This window comes from Sphingobium sp. SA2 (genome assembly GCF_032227065.1).
Lineage (GTDB): Bacteria > Pseudomonadota > Alphaproteobacteria > Sphingomonadales > Sphingomonadaceae > Sphingobium.
This window is the reverse complement of sequence record NZ_JAPMXX010000006.1, coordinates 1,096,845-1,119,097: the sequence shown is the minus strand read 5'-3', so window position 1 is coordinate 1,119,097 and position 22,253 is coordinate 1,096,845. Positions and strand designations below refer to the sequence as shown.

23 protein-coding genes are annotated in these 22,253 nt (G+C 64.6%); 6 read left to right on the top strand and 17 right to left on the bottom strand.

Going from position 1 to position 22,253, the window contains the following annotated elements:
* Window positions 1-309: 309 nt before the first annotated feature.
* From recA to dapA, 6 genes are all read right to left on the bottom strand, one after another.
* Window positions 310-1,383 carry a recombinase RecA gene (gene recA, locus OVY48_RS13115; protein ID WP_069065429.1) on the bottom strand — a complete coding sequence of 358 codons (1,074 nt, stop codon included), beginning with the start codon at window positions 1,381-1,383 and terminating at the stop codon, window positions 310-312.
* A gap of 102 nt (window positions 1,384-1,485) precedes the next feature.
* Window positions 1,486-1,842: a response regulator gene (locus OVY48_RS13110; protein WP_069065430.1), complete on the bottom strand. Its 357-nt coding sequence runs from the start codon at window positions 1,840-1,842 to the stop codon at window positions 1,486-1,488.
* An 86-nt stretch (window positions 1,843-1,928) separates the two neighbouring features.
* Complete coding sequence (locus OVY48_RS13105; protein WP_096061653.1) at window positions 1,929-4,352, bottom strand: response regulator; 2,424 nt, start codon at window positions 4,350-4,352, stop codon at window positions 1,929-1,931.
* A 46-nt stretch (window positions 4,353-4,398) separates the two neighbouring features.
* Entirely contained in the window at window positions 4,399-4,992 is a 594-nt protein-coding gene (locus OVY48_RS13100) for a DUF2062 domain-containing protein (protein ID WP_313923146.1), read from the bottom strand.
* Window positions 4,992-5,474: an SsrA-binding protein SmpB gene (gene smpB / locus OVY48_RS13095; protein WP_037477634.1), complete on the bottom strand. Its 483-nt coding sequence runs from the start codon at window positions 5,472-5,474 to the stop codon at window positions 4,992-4,994. The genes OVY48_RS13100 and smpB overlap by 1 nt, the downstream gene beginning before the upstream one ends.
* Window positions 5,475-5,654: 180 nt before the next feature.
* Window positions 5,655-6,533 (bottom strand): 4-hydroxy-tetrahydrodipicolinate synthase, encoded by an 879-nt coding sequence (dapA, locus tag OVY48_RS13090; RefSeq protein WP_096061651.1) that lies wholly within the window; start codon window positions 6,531-6,533, stop codon window positions 5,655-5,657.
* A gap of 99 nt (window positions 6,534-6,632) precedes the next feature.
* Between dapA and OVY48_RS13085 the strand changes: the two genes are divergently transcribed.
* A complete protein-coding gene (locus tag OVY48_RS13085; protein ID WP_313923145.1) occupies window positions 6,633-8,717 on the top strand; it encodes a lytic transglycosylase domain-containing protein in 2,085 nt (694 codons plus the stop codon).
* A gap of 125 nt (window positions 8,718-8,842) precedes the next feature.
* Window positions 8,843-9,328 (top strand): transcription elongation factor GreB, encoded by a 486-nt coding sequence (gene greB / locus OVY48_RS13080; protein ID WP_313923144.1) that lies wholly within the window; start codon window positions 8,843-8,845, stop codon window positions 9,326-9,328.
* Window positions 9,329-9,401: 73 nt separating this feature from the next.
* Here greB and OVY48_RS13075 read toward each other — a convergent pair whose 3' ends face one another.
* Both OVY48_RS13075 and rpsU read right to left on the bottom strand, forming a co-directional pair.
* Window positions 9,402-9,980 (bottom strand): FKBP-type peptidyl-prolyl cis-trans isomerase, encoded by a 579-nt coding sequence (locus tag OVY48_RS13075; protein WP_037477641.1) that lies wholly within the window; start codon window positions 9,978-9,980, stop codon window positions 9,402-9,404.
* 73 nt (window positions 9,981-10,053) lie between these two features.
* The gene (gene rpsU, locus OVY48_RS13070; protein ID WP_006957190.1) at window positions 10,054-10,260 is read right to left on the bottom strand and encodes a 30S ribosomal protein S21; all 207 of its coding nucleotides are present in this window, start codon (window positions 10,258-10,260) and stop codon (window positions 10,054-10,056) included.
* A gap of 229 nt (window positions 10,261-10,489) precedes the next feature.
* Between rpsU and OVY48_RS13065 the strand changes: the two genes are divergently transcribed.
* Window positions 10,490-11,248 carry a class II aldolase/adducin family protein gene (locus tag OVY48_RS13065; RefSeq protein ID WP_313923143.1) on the top strand — a complete coding sequence of 253 codons (759 nt, stop codon included), beginning with the start codon at window positions 10,490-10,492 and terminating at the stop codon, window positions 11,246-11,248.
* Window positions 11,249-11,259: 11 nt separating this feature from the next.
* Here the strand turns inward: OVY48_RS13065 and OVY48_RS13060 are convergent, their stop codons facing one another.
* The 5 genes from OVY48_RS13060 to htpX form a co-directional block, all read right to left on the bottom strand.
* Complete coding sequence (locus OVY48_RS13060; RefSeq protein ID WP_069065436.1) at window positions 11,260-13,029, bottom strand: heparinase II/III family protein; 1,770 nt, start codon at window positions 13,027-13,029, stop codon at window positions 11,260-11,262.
* Window positions 13,026-13,688 carry a ribulose-phosphate 3-epimerase gene (gene rpe, locus OVY48_RS13055; protein ID WP_069065437.1) on the bottom strand — a complete coding sequence of 221 codons (663 nt, stop codon included), beginning with the start codon at window positions 13,686-13,688 and terminating at the stop codon, window positions 13,026-13,028. The genes OVY48_RS13060 and rpe overlap by 4 nt, the downstream gene beginning before the upstream one ends.
* 77 nt (window positions 13,689-13,765) lie before the next feature.
* Window positions 13,766-14,257 carry a diguanylate cyclase gene (locus OVY48_RS13050; RefSeq protein WP_313923142.1) on the bottom strand — a complete coding sequence of 164 codons (492 nt, stop codon included), beginning with the start codon at window positions 14,255-14,257 and terminating at the stop codon, window positions 13,766-13,768.
* Window positions 14,258-14,311: 54 nt separating this feature from the next.
* Complete coding sequence (locus OVY48_RS13045; RefSeq protein ID WP_313923141.1) at window positions 14,312-15,604, bottom strand: transcription antitermination factor NusB; 1,293 nt, start codon at window positions 15,602-15,604, stop codon at window positions 14,312-14,314.
* Window positions 15,605-15,655: 51 nt separating this feature from the next.
* The gene (gene htpX / locus OVY48_RS13040; protein WP_313923140.1) at window positions 15,656-16,588 is read right to left on the bottom strand and encodes a zinc metalloprotease HtpX; all 933 of its coding nucleotides are present in this window, start codon (window positions 16,586-16,588) and stop codon (window positions 15,656-15,658) included.
* A 90-nt stretch (window positions 16,589-16,678) separates the two neighbouring features.
* On the opposite strand from htpX, the gene OVY48_RS13035 reads away from it, so the two are divergent.
* The 3 genes from OVY48_RS13035 (at window position 16,679) to OVY48_RS13025 (ending at window position 18,462) form a co-directional block, all read left to right on the top strand.
* Entirely contained in the window at window positions 16,679-16,852 is a 174-nt protein-coding gene (locus OVY48_RS13035; protein ID WP_069065441.1) for a DUF1674 domain-containing protein, read from the top strand.
* A 163-nt stretch (window positions 16,853-17,015) separates the two neighbouring features.
* On the top strand, window positions 17,016-17,459 hold the full coding sequence (locus OVY48_RS13030) for a hypothetical protein (RefSeq protein ID WP_037477155.1): 444 nt from the start codon (window positions 17,016-17,018) through the stop codon (window positions 17,457-17,459).
* Between the two features lie 121 nt (window positions 17,460-17,580).
* Window positions 17,581-18,462 (top strand): UTP--glucose-1-phosphate uridylyltransferase, encoded by an 882-nt coding sequence (locus OVY48_RS13025; protein WP_069065442.1) that lies wholly within the window; start codon window positions 17,581-17,583, stop codon window positions 18,460-18,462.
* Between the two features lie 306 nt (window positions 18,463-18,768).
* Here OVY48_RS13025 and ssb read toward each other — a convergent pair whose 3' ends face one another.
* From ssb to OVY48_RS13005, 4 genes are all read right to left on the bottom strand, one after another.
* On the bottom strand, window positions 18,769-19,362 hold the full coding sequence (ssb, locus tag OVY48_RS13020; protein WP_313923139.1) for a single-stranded DNA-binding protein: 594 nt from the start codon (window positions 19,360-19,362) through the stop codon (window positions 18,769-18,771).
* Between the two features lie 30 nt (window positions 19,363-19,392).
* Window positions 19,393-21,249 carry a ferrous iron transporter B gene (locus OVY48_RS13015; protein WP_313923138.1) on the bottom strand — a complete coding sequence of 619 codons (1,857 nt, stop codon included), beginning with the start codon at window positions 21,247-21,249 and terminating at the stop codon, window positions 19,393-19,395.
* The gene (locus OVY48_RS13010) at window positions 21,246-21,515 is read right to left on the bottom strand and encodes a FeoA family protein (RefSeq protein ID WP_313924772.1); all 270 of its coding nucleotides are present in this window, start codon (window positions 21,513-21,515) and stop codon (window positions 21,246-21,248) included. Before OVY48_RS13010 ends, OVY48_RS13015 begins: the two co-directional genes overlap by 4 nt.
* An 80-nt stretch (window positions 21,516-21,595) precedes the next feature.
* Window positions 21,596-22,240 (bottom strand): COQ9 family protein, encoded by a 645-nt coding sequence (locus OVY48_RS13005; protein ID WP_409593681.1) that lies wholly within the window; start codon window positions 22,238-22,240, stop codon window positions 21,596-21,598.
* Between the last annotated feature and the right edge of the window lie 13 nt (window positions 22,241-22,253).

Here is a 22,253-nt window from a genome sequence, read left to right as displayed (position 1 = left end):
TGTCAGGGAATATGCGCCAAACGCGCGGATAGGGAGTCCGGGTCCGCATGCTCCAAAAGCAGCATTGCGAAGCCGCAGGCACAAGGCAAGGGAGATGGTGGCGGGCGCTTAACTTCGCACTTTTCCCGTACATTTCGACATAATCTTGCGCCCGGCTGATCCTATCGGAACGCGGACCGCCCCCGCCTCGCCGATCACGGTAAAAGGCCCGCCCCACCACGGGACGGGCCTTTTCAGTGCGTGAAGCGAAAGCGCGAACGAGCCAGGCTGTCTCGTCCGGCTGATCCGGCCGGACGAGGAGGGCAGCCCTTATTCGTCGTCGTCATCCGCTTCGGGTCCGGTCATCAGGGCTTCGGCCACCGCTTCAGTCTTGCTGCGGATTGCCTTTTCCAGCTTGTCGGCCAGTTCGGGATTGCCCTTGAGGAAGGTCTTGGAATTTTCGCGGCCTTGGCCGATGCGGATCGAATCATAGGAGAACCAGGCACCCGACTTCTCGACGATCCCGGCCTTGACGCCAAGGTCGAGAATTTCGCCGATCTTGGAAATGCCTTCGCCATACATGATGTCGAATTCGACCTGTTTGAACGGCGGCGCGACCTTGTTCTTGACCACCTTCACGCGGGTCGCGTTGCCGACGATATCGTCGCGATCCTTGATCTGGCCGGTGCGACGGATGTCGAGGCGAACCGAGGCGTAGAATTTGAGCGCGTTGCCGCCCGTCGTGGTTTCCGGGTTGCCGTACATCACGCCGATTTTCATCCGCACCTGGTTGATGAAGATGACCATACATTTGGAGCGCGAGATCGAGCCGGTCAGCTTGCGCAACGCCTGGGACATGAGGCGCGCCTGCAGGCCGACATGGCTGTCGCCCATCTCGCCTTCGATTTCCGCGCGCGGCACCAGCGCCGCGACCGAATCGATCACCAGAATGTCGATGGCGTTGGAGCGCACCAGCGTATCGACGATTTCGAGCGCCTGCTCACCCGTATCGGGCTGCGACACGATCAGTTCGTCGATGTTGACGCCCAGCTTCTTGGCATAGCCCGGATCAAGCGCATGTTCGGCATCGACGAATGCGGCCGTGCCACCGATCTTCTGCGCTTCGGCGATGGCGTGCAGCGCCAGCGTCGTCTTGCCCGAACTTTCCGGGCCGTAAATCTCGATGATCCGCCCCTTGGGCAGGCCGCCAATGCCAAGTGCGATGTCGAGTCCGAGCGAGCCGGTCGAGATCGCCTCGATCTCCAGTTTCTCGCGCGACCCCAGCTTCATCGCGCTGCCCTTGCCGAAGGCGCGGTCGATCTGGGCCAGCGCCGCGTCCAATGCTTTCTGTCTGTCCATAGTCCCGTTCTTCTTGGAATCGATGAGGGATAGCATTGCGGTCATGAGCCAATCTCCTGTCAAGCGGAGCCGCCGACTCGGTCGGCGTCTTGGTCATGATGTATCTCTTTTGTTCTACCAGAACAAGGGGAGAACGGAAATTTCCTATCAGGCCGCGAATATCTTGCCGAGCGCCCGTTCGACCGCGCCGATGGTAAAGGGCTTGGCCAATGTCGGTCGGTCGGCATGCACCGGCGGCAGATCGTCGGCCATGCCGCCGGTCGCAAAGACGAAGGGAATCGACTGTTGCGCCAACAGGTCGGCAACCGGCCAGCTTTTTTCGCCATGAAGATTACAATCGACCAGCGCCGCGTCGAAACCACCGTCGCGCGCATAGGCGCAGGCTTCATCGACGCTCGCCGCGACCGCATGCAGTCGATAGCCCAATGCGTCGAGATAATCTTCCAGCATCATCCCGATCATCGCTTCATCTTCGACGATCAAAATGCTTTTGCCTTCAGTCATGCGTGGCAGTCCCCTGTTTGCGATGCTCGTCCGCTACCGTATCGCCGCAGGCTTGCCCAGCATAATTGCTTTGATCCAACGCAAGCTCAATCGATCGGCGACCTGACCGCCATCGCGTCGCGCGCGGCCTCCGCCAGCTGACTGACGGAAAAGGGTTTGGGCAGGAAGGCGACATTGGCGATGTCGATCGATTTGCGCAATTGCTCCTCGGCATAGCCGGACATGAACAAGACCGGCAGGTCAGGCCGGGCGCGCCGGGCGCGGGCGACCATCGAGGGGCCGTCCATATTGGGCATGACCACATCCGAAATGAGCAGGTCGATCCTGTCGGTATTCGCCAGCACTTCGAGCCCCTGTTCGCCGTCATTGGCGGTCAGCACGGTATAGCCCTGCCGAGTCAGCGCGCGTTCGGCGACGGCGCGGACCATGTCTTCGTCCTCCACCAGCAGGATCGTGCCGGTGCCCCATGTCTCGCTGCGCTTGACCGGCGCCTTGACCGGCGCGACCTCCTGCGCATCGGCGCCGGCATAGACCGGCAGATAGATGACGAAGCTCGCCCCGCGCCCCATTTCCGATTCCGCGAAGATATAGCCGCCCGATTGCTTGACGATGCCATAGACGGTGGAAAGGCCAAGGCCGGTGCCCTTGCCTAGTTCCTTGGTGGTGAAGAAGGGCTCGAAAATCTTGGCCAATATGTCGGGCGGGATGCCAAGCCCCGTGTCCGACACGCGCAGCGCGCTATAGTCGCCGGCGGGCAAGATCTGCTGGCGCATTTCCCGCACCTTGATCGCGGGCACGGCATAGGTCTGGATATTGAGCGTGCCGCCTTCGGGCATGGCATCGCGGGCGTTGACCGCCAGGTTGACGATCACCTGCTCCATCTGGCCGGGGTCGGCACGCACCGCGCCGAGGTTACGGCCATGATTGACCTCCAGCTTCACATTTTCGCCAAGCAGGCGTTTCAAGAGGTTGGACACGTCGGCGACGATATCGGGCAATTGCAGGATTTGCGGGCGCAACGTCTGCTGACGCGAGAAGGCGAGCAATTGCCGGGTCAGGCCCGCGGCGCGGTTGCTGTTCGACTTGATCTGCTGAAGATCGTCATAATCGCTGTCGCCCGGCGCGTGGCGCATCAGCATCAGGTCGCAATGGCCGATGATCGCGGTCAGGATATTGTTGAAATCATGCGCGACGCCGCCCGCCAGCTGGCCGATCGCCTGCATCTTGGTCGCCTGCGCCACCTGCCGCTTGAGCTTGCTCTCTTCGCTATTGTCCTTGAGGCTGAGCAGCACCGCCGCTTCGCCCAAGCCGCGCACGCCCGCGAGGCTGAGCGCGACCGGCTCATCGGGCTGGTCGCGCATCCGCACGGCGATGTCGCCCGACATTTGCGGGCCGACAGCAAAGCGCCGCACCGCGTCGGCGACGGCGGCCTGATCTTCCCGCACCACCAGATCGCCGGGATAGCTGGGCGTTTCGCCGGGCTTGAGGCCCACCACGCGCGCAAAGGCATTGTTGACGAACAGCACGCGTCCGTCGCGATCCGCCATGGCAAGGCCAAAGGGCAGCAGCGAGAGCAAAGTTTCGATATAGGAGAGCGCCGACGTGCCGCCGCCACCGGCCGGTTCGTCGATCAGCAGCAGCAGCATCGGGCCGTCCTGCGCCGAGCCCTGCGCGCCATTGGCCTGGATCGCGCGCTTCAACGGCACCTGCAGCAAGCGGAGCGGCAGCCCGCCTTGCTCCTCGCGGGCCAGGAACAATCGCGACTTGTCGTCGACCCGCATATGCGCGGCGAAATCGCGGCCGATGATATTGGCATCGATCCGTCCGGCTGCCCGGAGCAGAAAGGCACCGTTGGCGGCGCGGATGCGGCCTTCGCCACCGATCATCACCGCCATCACGCCCGCTTCGCCCAATTGACGGCCCGCCTCCCCGGTCAGCAGCCGGTGGACATCATCCAGCGCGCTCGGCTGGCGGACAGGGGTGAAGCGCCAGAGCAGATAATCCTCCGCGCGGCCCGTGCGGGCGATATCGACATCAAGCCGAAGTCCGCCCTGCGCCACCCCCTCGACCCGCGCTTCGCCATCGCGCCAGGCAGCGCGCGAGGCCAGCGACAGGCTCTCGGTCAGTGCCGCTTCGCCGGTGACACCGGGCGGAGTGGGGTAGCCGGGAAACCATTGGCCGAACAGGTCGCTGGCGCAGACCAGCCGCCCGGCCCGATCCGTGACCGCGATCGCCATGCTGGACGCGTCGGCCGCGGCGCGGGCCACGGTCCAGTCGGGGGTGGCTTCGCCCGCCACGACATGCGCCGGGTAGAGGCGGCGCGCCCAGGCCATCAGTGCGGCAATGACCAGCAGGGTCGCCGCGAACCCGGCGGCCAGCGCGGCGTCACCGATCGCGTAGAAAACCAGCGCGGCCGAAAGCGCGGCCGCCAGCAGCAACAGCGGCAGCGCGAGGCGCGAAGATGGCTGCGTCAGCCATGCTTCTCCATCCTTGTTCAGCCGCGCGGCCATGATCGGCCTTCCCCTTGCACCAGCATTGGTTCCCTATCGCCCCGGTTCAGACCGGCGCGATTTCTTCCCTTGCGCTGCTTTCGTGGACCTTGCCAATCCTCAATTTGCGCGCCTGCCACTTGCGGCCCATGCGATGGCGCCAGAACCAGTCGGCCACGACATAGCCGACGATCGCCGCCACCACCGATATGATCGCCAGCCCCAAGAGCATTGCAGGTGCCGCTTCCGACACCAGCCAAGCGGTCCATTGGCCGATCGTGGCATGCTCATCGACCAGCGCCATGAAGCCCGATGCATCGGCGCTGCGGCCCAGCATCCAGTTGCCGATATAGACCGACAGCCACAGGATGAGCGGCGTCGTCGCGGGGTTGGACAGGAAGGTCATGGCGGCCGCGACCGGGATATTCGCGCGGAACGGCAGCGCCAGCAGTGCGGCCCCGGCAATCTGGATGCCGGGGATCAGCAGGAAGATGCCGACCAGCAATCCCAACGCGACCCCGCGCGGCACAGACCGACGGGTGAAGCGCCACAGCGAGGGTTCCAGCACCCGATGCGCGACCGGAGCCAGAAACTTGTTATGCTCCAGCGACTCGCGGGTCGGGGCGTTGGCGTGCCACCAGCGGCTGAAGCGATTGTCCATCAGCCCTTGTCCCGCATGATGCGCTGCTGGTCGCGCTTCCAGTCGCGGTCCTTGATCGTCTCGCGCTTGTCGTGGGTCTGCTTGCCCTTGGCCAGCGCCAGTTCGATCTTGGCGCGGCCCTGACTGTTGAAATAGACCATCAGCGGGACCAGCGTCATGCCCTTGCGCGACACGGCGCTGTGCATTTTTTCGATCTCGCGTTCGTGCAGCAGCAGCTTGCGGGGCCGCTTGGGTTCGTGATTTTCGCGGTTACCATGGCTATATTCGGGGATGTTGCTGTTCACCAGAAACACCTGGTTACCCTTCACCTCAGCATAGCTTTCGGCGATATTGCCCTCGCCGCCGCGCAGCGCCTTCACCTCGGTGCCTTGCAGCGCGATGCCCGCCTCGAACACATCCTCGATAAAATAATCGAACCGTGCGCGCCGGTTTTCGGCGACGATCTTCTTCTTGTCGAAAGTGACGGGACGCGGGCGGGCCATAAATTAATCTAACACCAAATATCTAAACTGCCGTTCGTGCTGAGTAGGGGCTGAGCGAAGGCGAAGCTCCGTATCGAAGCATCGGCACGCCACTCAGTCCTTCGATACGGCATTTCGACAAGCTCAATGCCTACTCAGGACGAACGGAAGATGGGGTATGCACAGGCAATAACCAAATCCTTAAACCAGTCCCGCAATCTCCAGCGCGCGATCGACCGCCGACCGGCTCGATTCCGACGGCCAGGTGATCGGCAGGCGGACGTCGCCGGGCATGTCGGGCCGAACGCGCGTGAGCGCATATTTGACCGGGCCAGGTGAAGAATCGCTGAACAAGGCATCATGCAAGGGATAGAGACGATCCTGCAGCGCCAAGGCACCATCCCAGTCATGCGCGGCGCAGGCGGCCTGAAAATCGGCGCATAGGCGCGGCGCGACATTGGCGGTGACGGAAATGCACCCCTTGCCGCCCATGGCGTTGAAGCCCAGCGCGGTTTCGTCATTGCCCGACAATTGGCAGAAATCCGGGCGGCAGGCGAGCCGCTGCGCGGTGACGCGGCCGAGATTGCCGGTCGCGTCCTTGATGCCCACGATCGTCTGAAATTCCTCCGACAGGCGATGGATCACCGGCACGCCGATGTCGGTGATGGTGCGGCTGGGCACATTATAGAGGATGATAGGCAGGGCGCAGCGTTCGGCGAGATAAGCGAAATGCTGATAGACGCCATCCTGATTGGGCTTGTTATAATAAGGCGCGACTACCAGCGCGGCGTCGGCCCCTGCCCCTTGCGCGGCATACATATGCTCCAGCGCGATGCGCGTGTCGTTCGAGCCGCAGCCGGCGATTACCGGCACGCGGCCTGCCGCCTGATCGACGCAGATCGCGATGACGCGATTATGCTCCTCGACCGTCATGGTTGCGCTTTCGCCGGTGGTGCCGCAGGGTACGAGCGCGCTCGATCCTTCCGCAATCTGCCAGTCGACCAGCGCGCGAAACGCTTCCTCATCCACCCGTCCGTCGCGAAACGGGGTCACCAGAGCCGGAATTGAGCCGGAAAACATGATTTAACTCCTTCAATTCTCCGGGCGGCCGGGGCATGATCGGGCAAGCGGCGCGCTATAGCGCGTCATTCAGGGCCTGATAAGGATGCAATTGCGATTATGTCCAGCATGTCGACGCCCCCTCCTGTCGAAAGTACCCTGATTCGCATGCCCCTTATTGCCCTTTTGCTGTTCACCGCCGGCGCCAGCGCCCAGACCGAGGGACAGCCGCCCGCGCCATCGCCCTTTCCGCCGGGTGCCGTGGTGCAGCCGCTGCCCAAGGCCGACAGCGGTCCCAGCCCCTGGAGCCAGGTCGCCGGTCGCATCGGCCAGCCGAGCGATGGCGCCATCACCGCGACGATCAACCAGTGGCGCGCGCTGCAGCAGAGCGATGGCCTGGGCTTTTCCACCTATGCCAGTTTCATCACCACCAACCCCGGCTGGCCGGGCGAGGACCGGATGCGGCGCTTGGCCGAAACCGGGATCAATCCCGACAGCTATGATCCGCGCCAGGTGACGGCCTTCTTCGCGCGCTTCCCGGCACGCACGGCGGTCGGCCATGCCCGCAACGCGACCGCCTTGATGCAGGTCGGGCGGATGGACGAAGCGCGCGTCGCGGCGCGCAATGCCTGGATCGGTGGATCGCTGAGTGCGGCCGACGAAGCGCGGTTGCTGTCGTTGTTCGGCACCAGCCTGACCGCGGCCGACCATGATCTGCGGGCCGACAAATTGCTGTGGGGCAATGATGTCAGCGGCGCGGAGCGGATATTGGCCTATGTCAGCCCGGCCCGCCGCCCGGTCTATCAGGCGCGCATCGCCTTTCGCCGCAAGAGCAGCGACGCGGCCATGCTGATGCAGGCAGCCGAGCCGGTCGGGGCCAGCGATGCGGGCTTCGTCGCCGACAAGGCCGCCTGGCTGCGCGACACCGGCAATTGGGTGGCGGCGCGCCAATATCTGGCGAACCGCCCGTCGCTGACCTATCGTCCGACCGACGCCGAGAAATTCTACGAAGTGCTGCTGGGTCAGGCGCGCGCCGCCGCCAATGACAGCCAGTGGAGCTTTGCCTATGGCATCGCCAGCAAGATCGATGACGCGGTGCCGCCCGGCATCGATGTGAGCGACCAGGCGCTGGGCGTGCGCGACGATTATACCAGCTTGGCGTGGCTGGCGGGTACGACGGCCTTCTACAATCTCAATCGCCCGACCGACGCGATGACGATGTTCCGCCGCTATGCCGAGGCGGCCAAATCGCCGCAGACAAAGTCGAAAGGCTATTATTGGGCGGGGCGTGCCGCGCTCCAGGCGGGCGACCCCGCCACCGCCAACAATTATTTCGGCCAAGCGGGCATCTATCCCGATCAATTTTACGGGCAATTGTCGCTCGAACGGCTGGGCCGTCCGATCCCGCCGCCGCCAGCAGCCGAACGGCCGGTGCAGATTTCCGCCGCGGACCGCGCTGCTTTCGAATCCCGCTCGGTGGTCCGCGCGGTCAAGGCGCTGGGGCAGATGGGCTATTGGCAGGACCAGGGCGTCTTTGCCCGCGCCATCGCCAACAGCGCCGACAATGATGTCGATCATATCCTGGCCGGGCAACTGGCGCAGAATATCGGTCGCCCCGACATGAGCGTCATGGTCGGCCGTCGTGCGGTGTCGAGCGGTCTGACGGGCTATGGGTCCACCGCCTTCCCGCGCGTGCCCGTGCCACCGCAAGCGCAGCATAGCTGGACCATGATCCACGCCATCGCCCGGCAGGAAAGCCAGTTCGACAAGCAGATCGTCAGCCATGCGGGTGCCCGCGGCCTGATGCAGCTGATGCCGGGCACGGCGCGCGAGCAGGCGGGCAAGATGGGCATGGGCTACAACCCCGCCTCGCTCAACGACCCCAGCTATAATATCATGCTGGGTTCGGGCTATTTTCAGCGGATGCTCGATTATTATGGCGGGGCCTATCCGCTGGCCGTTGCGGCCTATAATGCCGGACCGGGCAATGTGAACAAATGGATCCGCGCCAATGGCGATCCGCGTATGCCCGGCGCCGACATGCTGCGCTGGATCGAGCAAATCCCCATTTTCGAGACCCGCAATTATGTGCAGCGGGTGCTGGAAAATGCCGTGGTCTATGAAGCGATGAACCCGGAGCGGGCGCGGTTCCGGGGGACCAGCGCGGTATTGAGCCGCTATCTCGGCAAGCAGACACCGGGCTGAATGGTTCACGCGGAGACGCGGAGACGCGGAGAAGAAAGGGGAAGGCCGCCTATTCTTCTCCGCGTCCCCGCGCCTCCGCGTGAACAAAATTGCGTAAAGCCCGTGACACGCGATAAGGTCAGTTAATGACCATCCCCTATCCCAACTATATCTCGCCTGAAGGCTTTGCGAAATTACGCGCGGAATATGACCATCTGTTGGGCGTGGAGCGCCCGGCGGTAGTCGAAGTGGTGAGTTGGGCGGCGGGCAATGGCGACCGGTCCGAGAATGGCGACTATCTCTATGGCCGCAAGCGGATGCGCGAGATTGATGGGCAGTTGAAGCGCCTGTCGAAGAAGATGAAGGACGCCAAGGTCGTCGATGCGCGCCAGCAGCCCGACCAGAGCCGCGTCTATTTCGGCGCGACCGTCACCATCGTCGACGAGGATGACGCCCACCGCACCGTCACACTGGTCGGCAATGACGAAACCGACGTCGATGCGGGGCGCATCGGCTGGTCCTCCCCCATCGCCCGCGCCCTGCGCGGTGCCGCCATCGGCGATGTGCGGCGCGTCATCCTGCCATCGGGCGAAAAGGAATATGAGGTGATGACGATTCGCTATCCGGGGTGACGCCGCCATGCCGAAGGCATAAAAAAGGGGCCGATCATTGGCCCCTTTTTCAAATCTCATTTGGCTTTGGCGGTCAGTTGCCCGGCATCGGCTGGGGCGCTGCGCCTGGGGCTCCACCCTGCTGTTGCTGCATCATCTGCTGCATCTGCATGATTTCGGCGCGGGACTTGAAGTCGTGCAGTTCGACGTCGAACACCAGCACGGACCCGGCCGGGATCGGGCCAGCGGCCTGATCGCCATAGCCCAGTTCTGCCGGAATCCAGAGGCGGTATTTGCCGCCCTTCTTCATCTTCTGCAGGCCTTCGGAGAAGCCGGGCACGACGCCATCGACGGGCATCGGTGCCTGCGGATTTTCGTCGAACACGGTGCCGTCGAGCAACGTGCCCTTATAGCCCACCAGCGCTACGTCGGCGGTGGTCGGGCTGGGGCCGGTGCCTTCGGTCAGGACCTTATACTGCAGACCCGATTCGGTCGTCACCACGCCTTCGGCATCGGCATTGTCCGCCAGGAACGCCGAGGGCGTCGATTCGACATGCTGCTGGCCCGCCCAAGCGAGACCGCCTGCCGCCAGCGCTATGGCAGCAACACCGATCCAGAGACGCGTCAGCGACCCCTTGGCAATCGAACGAAGGGGAACAGCTGTCGTGGACATGGCGACAAGTCTCGCAATTAGGGGCGGGATAGCAGCAGGAAAGCGGGACGGCGCGTGCCGCCCCGAACGACGCTTACTTCGCGCCGTCGCGTTCGGCGCGCTTGCGGTCCATCTTGCGCGCACGACGGACAGCGGCGGCCTTTTCACGGGCACGCTTTTCCGAGGGCTTCTCGTAGTGACGACGCAGCTTCATTTCGCGATACACGCCTTCACGCTGCAGCTTCTTCTTGAGCGCGCGGAGGGCCTGGTCGACATTATTGTCGCGAACGATGATCTGCATAAGTCCGTCTATCTCCAATCGAAAACGAGCGGTTCGCCGGGATTCTATGATCCGTCCCGACAGCCCGACCGAATAGCAAAGCCAATGAGTCGTCGCAGGTCACCCTACGCCGTGTGGAGCGCGCCCTACCAGTAGAGTCGCGGCACATCAACCCTTAAGCATGCAGAGTCTCGACTCCCATGCCGGAAAGGTCGATGGTATCGCGCAAGACTATAAGAGAGGATCGCCCATGGCCAGCGCCGCAACACGCACCGACATGTCCACCGCCGAATGGGAAGCGCGCCAGCAGCTTGCCGCCTGCTACCGCATTTTCGAGCATATGGGCTGGTCGGAACTGATCTACAACCACATCACATTGCGCGTGCCGGGGGAGGATCATGCCTTCCTAATCAACCCGTTCGGGCTGGGTTATGGCGAGGTTTGCGCATCCAACCTCGTCAAGATCGACATCAATGGCACGGTGCTGGATGGCAGCCCCTATCCGGTCAATCGCGCGGGCTTCACTCAGCATAGCGTGTTCCACCGCTATCTGCCCGACGCCCATTGCATCATTCATACCCACACGACGGCGGGGATGGCGGTCAGCGCGACCCGTGAAGGGCTGCGGCCGATCAGCTTCTACGCCGCAGCCTTTACCGGGCAGATCGCCTATCATGATTTCGAAGGCATCACGATTCGCCCCGAAGAAGACGAACGGCTGGTCGCCAATCTGGGGGACAAGCGGGTGATGATGCTGCGCAACCATGGCACGCTGGTCATGGCCTCCACCCTGCCCGAAGCCTTTTTGAAACATTGGTCGCTCCAGCGCGCCTGCGAGATCCAGGTGGCCGCTGGTGCGGCGGGCACACCGATGGAGATCGCGCCGGAGGTGATCGCGGTGCATCAGCGCGACCTGTCGGGGATTCAATTGCCGGTGGGGCCAGGCGTGCCCGATTTTCAGGCGATGGTGCGCGTGATCGACCGGATCAACACAAGCTGGCGAGAGTGATTCGGCTGCGCTTAGCCTGACCGTTTGAACAGCCAACCGATGCTTGACCCGCCCGGCAGCGCTTCGCTGGTGACCACCAGCTGGCGCGTCGGATGGGGGCGACCATCGGCATCGACCCACAGGCTTTCCTCGACGCTCAGCACGCCGGTGCCGGTGCGGAACTGCCAGAGTGCCCCCATATCGACGCGCAGCAGCGCCCCCTGGCTGTCGGCGGTCAGCGTCGGCTCGACGCCGGGCGCAAGATGGAAGCGCAGCATGACGGGCAGTTTCGACGGCTTGCGCCGCCGTTCGGCCGGGGTCAGCATATCCTCGCCCCGTATTTCCTTGCCGTCGCCACTGACCAGCAGCAGGCGGCGGTGGATATAGCCGAGCCGCCGGACATAGCCATCATGCGACAGGTCGACCCGGCTGCCATTGTCCAGCTCCTGCCGGTTCAATTCCACCTCGGTCACGCCCTTGCCGAGCGTGCCGTCGGGCAAGAGCGCGGTGCTGTTGCAATCATCCAGCACCAGCGTGCTGTGCGCGGCGGTGGTGCGCAGCCCTTGCGCGAGGTCGGCAGGAATCCACGCCCCCTCCAGCCCCGCGCCGCCGCAATTGACGACCAGCCGATGCGGGCCGTCGCTGATTTCGATCGCGCCTGTAGACGCGCAACCGGCTTCGGCGAGCCGGGCAACCGGCGGCGGCGCGGCATCGACCTGCACAACGGTCGTGCCTGCCGCAATACGTTGATAGCCCCAGTCGCGCGCCTGCCGCAGCGGGCGGCTGCGCACGCGGCTGGCCTGCACCACGGCGTTGACGGTGACAGGATCGATCGCGCCTGCACCCTGCCAGCTCCCCAACCCGCCATCGCCATGGATCAGGCCCAGCAGCGCCGGAACCGCGCGGCCAAGGCCTTCGTCCAGAAAGGCAGGTATCGTTTCGCGGCGGACGTCATAGACCGCACGCAGCATGGCAAGCGCCATCACCGCCTCGACCTGCGCCAAGGGTGATCGCGACACGATGCCGCCATCGGGGTGGAAGCTGCTCTCGATCGCGCGCTTGAGGCCCGCCTCGCCGAAAATCTTGCGGGACGCGCCGCCGGGGATCAGCATCGAGGCCGCGACGATAGCGCTCCAGGCGACGATGCGCGGCAGGCCCATCGCGGCCTTGTCGGCAATGCGGTCGAGATGCCGGGCGGTGCGGGCAATGCAGTTGAGAACCAGCGAGCGATAGACAAGGTCGCTCGATGACAGGATCAGCGGCGCATGGGCGGTCCAGAACAGCAGCCGCCAGCCCGCATTGTCGGCGCGCCAGGCCGGTTCGCTCGGCGTTTCGGCATGGGCCGCCAGCCAGCGCCGCATCACCCCTTCGGCGATCGGCGCGGCCTGCTCGCGGGTCGCCGTGCTGGCAAGGTCGCGCAGCCAGCGGAAACTGTGGATATGGTCGGCAAAGGCGGGGCCAAGGTCGAGCCGGGCGAAATCGACCGTGTCGATAATCTGCTTGCGGCCGCGAAACAGGAAATAGCCCGCGCGGAGTGCCTGCCCCGCCCGCGCATCGCCGGGAATATCGTCGTCGGGCACGGCCAGCAGCTTGAGCGGATATTTGCCGCGCAGCTTGCGACCGTGGATCGGCGTCTTCCAGCTAAGCAGGTAGAAATGATTGGCGATCCGCTGCGCCAGCGACAGCCCTTTGTCATCCGCGACGCGGATGAGGCGCTTGCCCTGTTCTATTCCATCGTCCGTGGCCACGGGATCGGCCGCTTGCCCGGTGGAAGCGGGGGAGATGCGCCGCGCGTCGTTCACCCGCCCCGCAGCTTCCGAATATTGTCGGCGTAGGCGTCCGGCCCGCCCCGGAAGGTAGCGGTGCCCGCGACCAGCACGTCGGCTCCCGCGGCGATCGCCATCGGCGCGGTGGTAAGGTCAATACCACCATCGACCTGCAGGCGGATGTCGCGGCCCGACTTGTCGATCATCTTGCGGATCGCCTCGATCTTGCGCAGCTGGTTCATGATGAAGCTCTGCCCGCCGAAGCCTGGATTGACGCTCATCACCAGGATGAGGTCGACATCGTCGATCAGATAATCGAGCATCTTGGCAGGCGTACCGGGGTTCAGAACCACGCCCGCCTGCACGCCCAGCGACTTGATATGCTGGATCGAGCGGTGGATATGCGGCCCGGCTTCGGGATGAACAGTGATGATGTCCGCGCCCGCCTGCGCAAAAGCGTCGAGATATTGGTCGACCGGCGAGATCATCAGATGGACGTCGAATGGCTTGGCGCTGTGCGGGCGCAGCGCCTTCACGACGGCGGGACCGATCGTGATGTTGGGCACGAAATGCCCGTCCATGACGTCGATATGCACCCAATCGCAGCCCGCCGCATCGATAGCGCGAACCTCCTCGCCCAGGCGGGCGAAGTCGGCGGAGAGGATGGACGGAGAGATGAGAATGGGCCGGGTCATTAACCGGTTGCCTTAGCTACGGCTTGGACTCAGGGCAACGGGGATTTGGCGATGAGGCGATAGTTTGTGCGGTGCGCCTAGAGCATCACGAAGACGGTCGGGTCGAGGCGGCGCGAGCAAGGCGCGCCGGGCGGCAGTAGTTGCTTGACGCCATGCAGGGCGGTGACTTCGCCCGCTTCGTCCAGCAAGGGGGCCGCGATCAGGCGCAGGGCACATTGGCCCATCCCGTCGGCCTGATGGATATCAACGTCGAGCGTGAAACCGCGCTTGTGGCGGATGGCATAGCTGCGCAACCGTTCCATCGCTTCCCGCGATTCCGATGCGTACAGCGAGACGGACAAGGTTCGCGGTACGACGCTATGCCGTTCCAGCCCGAACATGTCATAGACGCCCGCCGTCCAGCTCAGCGTTTCGTTCGCCAGATCGCAATGCCATAGGCCGAGGCCCCGTTCGGCCAGGGCGACGTCGTTGCGCGCCAGCGACGGGTCGAGCGCAACCGGCGCCAGATAGTCATGCAGGTCGAACAGCGGCCAGCTATGATGCAGGGGCAGAGGCTCGATCGGTCTCAAGATGCACCTTTTCTATGAGGGCGGGCTGCAACGTAACTGTTTAATGGTTAAGAGTTAGTTCGCCGCTCTGGCAAGCCGTACAATGAAAAATCCGTCCGCGCCGCCGCGATCGGACAGCGTATCGGGCAAGGTGCGCAGCCAGCCGCCCGATGTCGGGGCAAAGCCGTCGGGCAATTCGCCGGGCTGCACCGGATCGATCGCGAAATCGGATCGCGCAGCGAGGAAGCGGGCGATCTGATCCTCCCCCTCCGCCTGTTCCAGCGAACAGGTGGCGTAGATGATGCGCCCGCCCGGCTTGACCCATTCGGCGGCGCGGGCGAGCAGGTCGCCTTGTAATGTCGCCAGCTCCTCGATCTGGCGTGCGCCGATGCGGTGCAGCACGTCGGGGTGGCGGCGATAGATGCCGGTCGCGGTGCAGGGCGCGTCGAGCAGGATCGCATCGACCGGCGCATCGGGCTGCCATGTGCGCAGATCGGCCTGGGCGACTTGGGCGACAAGGCCGGTGCGCGTGAGGTTTTCGGTCAGCCTTTCTAGTCGCTTCGCGGACTGGTCGAGCGCCATGACATGCCAGCCTGCTGCTGCCAACTGCATCGTCTTGCCGCCCGGTGCGGCGCACAGGTCGAGCGCGCTGCGCCCTGCCCCTTGCCCCAGCAACCGCGCGGCGCAGGAGGCGGCGATGTCCTGCACCCACCAGGCACCCTCGGCAAAGCCGGGCAATTCGGGAATGGGAACGCCATCGGGCAAGCGGACATGGCCGGGGGCGAGGCTGGTGCCGCCCAGTTCTTCGGTCCAGCGCGCGGTTTCCGCCGCGTCGCGCAGGCTGATGTCCACGGGCGGCCGGATGGCATAGGCGCGGGCCGCCGCCTCGACCATCGCCGCGCCCCACTGCGCGTCCCAGCGGGCGGCGACCTCGGCGGGTAGCGTGGGGGGCACGGGCAGCGTCGGCGCAGCGCGCGTCACGGTGCCGAACACGCCATGGACCAGCTTGCGCGGGCCGCCGTCGACCAGCGGCAGCGCCGTGGCGATTGCGGCATGGGGCGGCGTGTCGAGCGCCAGCGTCTGGACCAAAGCAATGCGCAGCACCATCCGCGCCTTGGCATCGGGCGGCAGAACCTGCTGTGTCGCGCCGTCGATCAGCGCGTCGAGATCGGGCAGATGGCGCAGCGTTTCGGCGGCGATGGCATGAACCAGCGCACGATCGGCGGGGGGCAATCCCTGCGCCGCGCCGTGCAGCGCCAGTTCGAGCGGATCGCCCCGCCGCAGCACCGCATCGAGCAGCCGGAGCGCGGCGCGGCGGGCGGGAAGGCCGGGGACAGTGTCGGGATGGGGATGTGATTTACGGACCATGGACGGTCCCTAGGCGGAAACGTCCGAAAAGACACGCTTGATTGGCGCAGACTAATCCCGCCCGTGCGGATCGAGGGCACTGCGGCGGCGTGGGCGCGCGGTGACGGGCGACAGGGCCGAGACGCGCGGTGACGGGCGCAGCGCAGGGGCGCCCATGTGCGCGGCCATATCCTCAAGCGCGGCAATGCGCTTTTGGGTCGCGGGGTGGGTGGAGAAAAGTTCGCTGACATGGGTCGGCACGATATAAAGCTGGGCGGCCGCCGGATTGCGCTGCACCACCGGATTGGGGATGCGTTCGGCCTGGCCCGCAATCTTGGCGAGTGCGGAGGCGAGCGCACGGGGATTGCCGCTGATTTTAGCGCCGCCTGCGTCCGCGCCATATTCGCGATGGCGGCTAATCGCCATTTGCACGATCATCGCGGCGAAGGGCGCGACAATCACGGCCAGGATGGTCGCGATCATATTGCCATGGCCATTTTGGCTGTCGCCGCTGCGGAAGAACAGGCCGAAATTGGCGAGCATCGAAATGGCCCCCGCGATCGTCGCCACCATCGTCATGATCAAGGTATCGCGATTTTGCACATGCGCCAGTTCATGCGCCATCACGCCCGCCACTTCATCGCGGTTCAGCATCGCGAGCAGGCCAGTGGTCGCGGCAACGGCGGCATGATCGGGATCGCGCCCGGTAGCGAAGGCATTGGGCGCGGGCTGGTCGATCAGATAGACGCGCGGCATCGGTAGTCCGGCCCGCTGCGCCAGGTCGCGCACCAGCCCGTAAAATTCGGGCGCGCTGCTGGCATCCACTTCGCGGGCATTGTGCATCGACAGCACGATCTTGTCGGCGTTCCAGAAGGTGACGAGGTTCATCCCCGCCGCAACCAGCAGCGCGATGATCGCCCCGCCGCTGCCGCCCAGCATATAGCCCAGCCCCATGAACAGCGCCGTCAGCGCCGCCAGCAACATGGTGGTCTTCAACCCGTTCACTTGCACTTGCCTCCGTCGCAGCCCAGATAGATCATTGCAGATGAATATGGGGTTGCTCCGGCAGCGCCGCAATCGAGAGGCAGCAGGATCATGGGAAGTTTCAACGGCAAGCGCCCGGCGCATGTGCAGGCCCCCGCGCACCTTTCGAAAAGCCCCCCCGTGCCGCAGCCCGACCCGATCGACGCCCCTACGCGCCATACCGAGGAGATGAGCCCGGTGCGCTATGGCGATTGGGAGCGGAAGGGAATTGCGATTGATTTTTGAGGCTTAGCGCCTTTCCTCCGCTCGCCGCCCTTTTTGCACGGCTGCCGCTGGCCCGTGCCCATGATGCGAGCGGACACATGTCCGGCTCTGGTCTTTTGTCCCGCCTCCTGTGCAGGAATTGGACAAAGGAGTGCGGGGCGTGGGGTTACAGTTAGTTTCCGATATGACGATGAAGCCGGTTTCGGATTATGCGCCGCAGGATGCCGCCCTGCTCTGCGCGGTGGGGCGACTGGTCTGTGCCTGGACTATGCTCGAACAAAGCCTGGAGGCCAAGATCGGCCTGCTGCGCGAGGCGATGGGCGACATCCGCACTGTGGGCGCACGCACGCGACCGAGCATGGCCAAGCTAATGACCGAATTGCGCACGATGGTCGCGATGCGCGACCGGCGCAATGCCAGCGCGCTGACCGAAATCTCCGCAATCGAGCGCGACATGCAGCGGATCGACCGGTTCCGTTCGCTCATCATCAATGGCTTTCAGCAACCGGCCGAGGGTGGCTTTACCTGCCGCGACGGGCGTAATACCCAGATTCATGTGTCGCTGGATCAACTCGAAATCGAGATCGGCTCGCTCGATCATCTCGCCCAGCGACTTCTGGCGGTATAATAGCCGCGCTGGATGAACATCACTCTATCAAAGGCGTTATGGTCCTGTCGTAAGGCTTGACCTTTGCGACGGGGATGGCGATGCCTTGCTCCATCCCGCGTTGCAGCGAGAATGGAGTAGCATGTCCAACAAACCTATCCGCAAAGCCATTTTCCCCGTTGCGGGACTTGGCACCCGCTTCCTGCCCGCGACCAAGGCGGTGCCCAAGGAATTGCTGCCGGTCGTCGATCGTCCGCTGATCCAATATGCGGTGGACGAAGCCTTGGAGGCAGGGATCGAGCAGATGATCTTCGTCACCGGGCGCGGTAAGGGCGCGATCGAGGATTATTTCGACATCGCCTATGAGACGGAGGCGACGCAGCGCGAGCGCGGCAAGGATTTGTCGGCGCTTGACGGGACGCGGTTGCTGCCGGGCAATGCCGTGTTCCTGCGCCAGCAGGAGCCGCTGGGGCTAGGCCATGCGATCTGGTGCGCGCGCGACATCATCGGCGACGAACCCTTCGCCATCCTGCTGCCCGACGAGTTCATGAAGGGCGCGCCGGGCCACGGCTGCATGAAGCAGATGGTCGATGCCTATGAACAGGTCGGCGGCAATCTGGTCTGCGCGCTTGAAATTCCGATGGAACAGACGCCGAGCTATGGCGTGATCGATCCGGGTGCGCGCGATGGCGTGCTGACGGAGGTCAAGGGGCTGGTCGAAAAGCCTGCGCTCGGCACCGCGCCCTCCAATCTCATCCTGCCTGGCCGCTATATCCTGCAGCCCGACGTGATGAAGATCCTCGAAACGCAGGAAAAGGGGGCTGGCGGCGAAATCCAGCTGACCGATGCCATGGCTTCGCTGATCGGGCAGCAGCCCTTCCATGGCGTGACCTTTGACGGCCGCCGATTCGATTGCGGGTCGAAGGCAGGCTATGTCGAGGCTAATCTGGTGCTGGCACTGGAGCGTGAGGATATGGGCGCGCATATTCGCGCTTTTGCTGCGGCCGAACTGGCGCGGGGCTAAAAAGAGATCATCCTCCTGTGGGGGAGGTGGCTGGCGAAGCCAGACGGAGGGGTGTCGCCGTCTCGATAGGGTTACACCCCTCCGTCAGAGCTATGCCCTGCCACCTCCCCTTACAGGGGAGGATTTTTTAGAGCGTGATGACTTTACTCAAAACCGTTCGTCCTGAGTAGCCATTGAGCGAAGTCGAAATGGCGTATCGAAGGATGTAAGCGCAGCCGACCCTTCGATACGGGTCTTCGACAAGCTCAGCCCCTACTCAGGGCGAACGGAGTGATGCGACTTAAAGTCATCATGCTCTAGTGCTAGTCAGAACGGCACTTCGTCGTCCAGGTCATTGTCGAAATTGGGGCTGCCTGCGCCGCCGCGGCTGCCGCTCGCTGCGCCACCCGAAGCGCGACCGCCACCAAAGCCGCCGCCCTGGCCACCGCCAAAGTCGTCGGCATCGCCGCCGCCATAGCCGCTCGATCCGCCGCCCCAGTCGCTCACGCCCTGCTGCGCGCGGCCGCCACCGCCGCCGCCATAGCCGCCACCCTGACCGCCGCCGCCCGGCGCGCCGTCCAGCATGGTGAGGACCGAGCCCAGACCCTGCAACACGACTTCGGTCGAATAGCGGTCGTTACCCGACTGGTCCTGCCATTTGCGGGTACGGAGTTGGCCTTCGATATAGACTTTGCTGCCCTTGCGCAGGAAGCGTTCGGCCACGCCGACCAGCCCTTCGGAGAAGATCGCGACCGTGTGCCATTCGGTACGCTCCTTCTTCTCGCCGGTCATCCGGTCCTTCCAGCTTTCGGATGTGGCGATGCGCAGGTTGCACACCTTGCCGCCATTCTGGAAGCTCTTGACCTCCGGGTCCGCGCCCAGATTGCCGACCAGAATGACCTTGTTGACAGACCCTGCCATGATTCCTCCGAATGCCTTGAAAGCGGCCCCTTATAGTCCCGCTGCGGTCGCCGTCCAGTAAGTGACGCCCGCCGCGACATAGGCGAGCGCAAACAAATAGCCGACCATGAACATGGGCCATTTCCAGCCATTGGTTTCCCGCCGCGTGACGGCGATCGTCGAAATACATTGCGGCGCGAAGATGAACCAGGCGAGGAAGGCGAGCGCGGTGGGCAGCGGCCACTGGTCCTTGAGCCGGTCGCCCAGGCTTTTTTCCAGCAGTGCCTCGTCATCGCCCGCGTCGATCGAATAGACGGTGGCGAGGGCCGACACCGCCACTTCGCGCGCCGCCATGGCCGGGATGAGCGCCAGCGAAATGTCGCGGTTGAAGCCGATCGGCTCCAACACGACGGTCAGGCCATTGGCGATACGCCCGGCAACGGAATAATCGACCTGACTGACCGGACTGCCATCGGGGACTTTGGGGAAGGTCAGCAACAGCCAGAGGATCACGGTAGAAGCGAAAATGATCGTGCCTGCGCGCTTGAGGAAGGTCATGGCCCGCTGCCACAGGCCGAGCAGGATGTCCTGCGCGCTCGGCCACTGATATTTGGGCATTTCCATCAGGAAGCCGCCGCTTGCGCCCTTGGTCACGGTCATCCGCAGGATCAGCGCCACCAGCATCGCGCCGACGATGCCCGCGACGTACAGGCAGAAGAGGACGAAGCCCTGCAAGCCCACGCCCGGCAGCACGTCGCGCGCGGGGATGAAGGCCCCGATGATGACGGCATAGACCGGCAAGCGCGCCGAGCAGGTCATGAGTGGCGCGATGAGGATCGTCGTCAGCCGATCGCGCGGATCGGCGATCGTCCGCGTCGCCATGATGCCGGGAATCGCGCAGGCGAAGGAGGAGAGCAGGGGAATGAACGCCCGGCCCGACAGGCCGACCCTGGCCATGATGCCATCCATCAGGAAGGCGGCGCGGACCATATAGCCGGTCGCCTCCAGCATCAGGATGAAGAAGAAGAGGATGAGAATCTGCGGCAGGAACACCACCACGGAACCGACGCCGTTGATGACGCCATCGACCAGGAAGGAGCGGATGATGCCATCGGGCAGCGTGTCGCGCACGGTGCTGGCGGCGGCTTCGGCCACCCCCTCGATCATCGCGATCGGCGCTTCGGACCAGGCATAGACCGCCTGGAACATGACGAACAGCAGGCCAAGCAACAGCAACAGGCCGAAGACGGGATGCAGTGCGACCCGATCGACCGCCGCCGTCAGACGGCGCGACGGGGTTTCGCGCACGATACCGGCGCGCGCGATGCGTCGCGCTTCGGCACGCAGCGCGTCGAAATCGCGGTCGGGCGCGGCGGCGCGCACCGCGCGGCCTTCGCCCAGCATCTCGCCCAGGGCTTCGCGCAGATGATCGAGGCCGCGCTTGCGCACCGCGACGGTGGCGATCACCGGTACGCCCAGTTCGCGCGACAGGGTCGCGGCGTCCAGTTCCAGCCCGTCGCGGGTGGCGAGATCGACCATGTTCAGCGCCACGATCGTCGGCAGGCCAAGCGCGATCAGTTCCAGCGCAAACCGCAGATGATTGTCGAGATTGGCGGCATCGACCACGATGACCAGCGCGTCGGGGCGTTTTTCGCCCACCTGCTTGCCCATCACGACATCGCGGGTCACTTGCTCGTCGGGGCTGCCGGGATCAAGGCTGTAGGTGCCGGGCAGGTCGACCAGTTCGATCGGGCGGCCATCGCTCAGCGACAGGCGGCCCGCCTTGCGCTCCACGGTGACGCCGGGATAATTGCCGAGCTTTTGCCGCGCGCCGGTGAGCGCATTGAATAGCGCGCTCTTACCCGCATTGGGATTGCCGACCAGCGCGACCAGGGGCAGCGCGCTCATGCGGCGCGGTCCTGATCGAGACTGTCAGGGCCAGTGCGGACCGTGACGGCGGCGGCATGGCTGCGGCGCATGGCGATCGTCATGCGACCGACCTTGCAGGCAATCGGCCCGCGCCCGAAAATGCCGCCCCGGTGCAGCGCTTCGACGCTCGCGCCTTCGCACAGGCCGAATTCGCGCAGGCGCTGGCCTTCGGAGGGGGACAGAGCGGACCAGTCGATCAGTTCAACATAAGCGGGCTGGCGCAGCGGCAGGTCGGTCAGGCGCACGGTAAGGGATACTCTCAGCATGATTGCTGCGAGTGACTATCAATACCGATTGGGAAAGGCCAGCGCGAATCGCGTCTGCGTCAGATCGCGGGGTAGCGCAGCCGCCCGACGAAGCGCGCGAGGCTAAGCCGTTCGCCGCCGCCGACGCCCTTGATCTTCGCCTTGAGCTTTTCAAAGCGCATCACGCCTTCGATCCGCCGGGCGAGAAAAGCGCGGCTGTCGGCATGGCCTTCGCTGGCGTCATCGACGAACACCAGCAGCGTGGCGGCATAGACGCCAGCCAGCGTCATCCGCTTGGTATAATGGGCCAGGTCCGTGCTGGTGTCGCCCGCCGCACGCCACATGGCATCGGCGGCGCGCCAGCCCAGCCGGGCGGCGCGCGCAGTGTTGGTCGGCATGGCGAGGATCGCCAGCGCACGGCGCAGCGCTTCCCGATCGGGCGCGACCAGGGCCAGCCGCGCTTCGACCAGCGCGATGATTTTCTTGCGGATCGACAGCGCGTCAAGCGTTTCGGGCGGCAGCGCATCCAGCATGGCCGCATCGATGCTGGCGAACCAGGCGTCGATCATGTCGACCGGGCCATCGGCGAAGGCGAGCGCGGCGATATCGGCATCGACGCCCTTTTCCGCCGCTGCCATCATCACGGCTTCCTTACGCCAGCCGTCGAAGGCGGCGTGGCGAGCCAGCACGGGGGCCAGAAGGTCGCGGATCTCGTCGAGGGTCATGTCCTGGGTCATG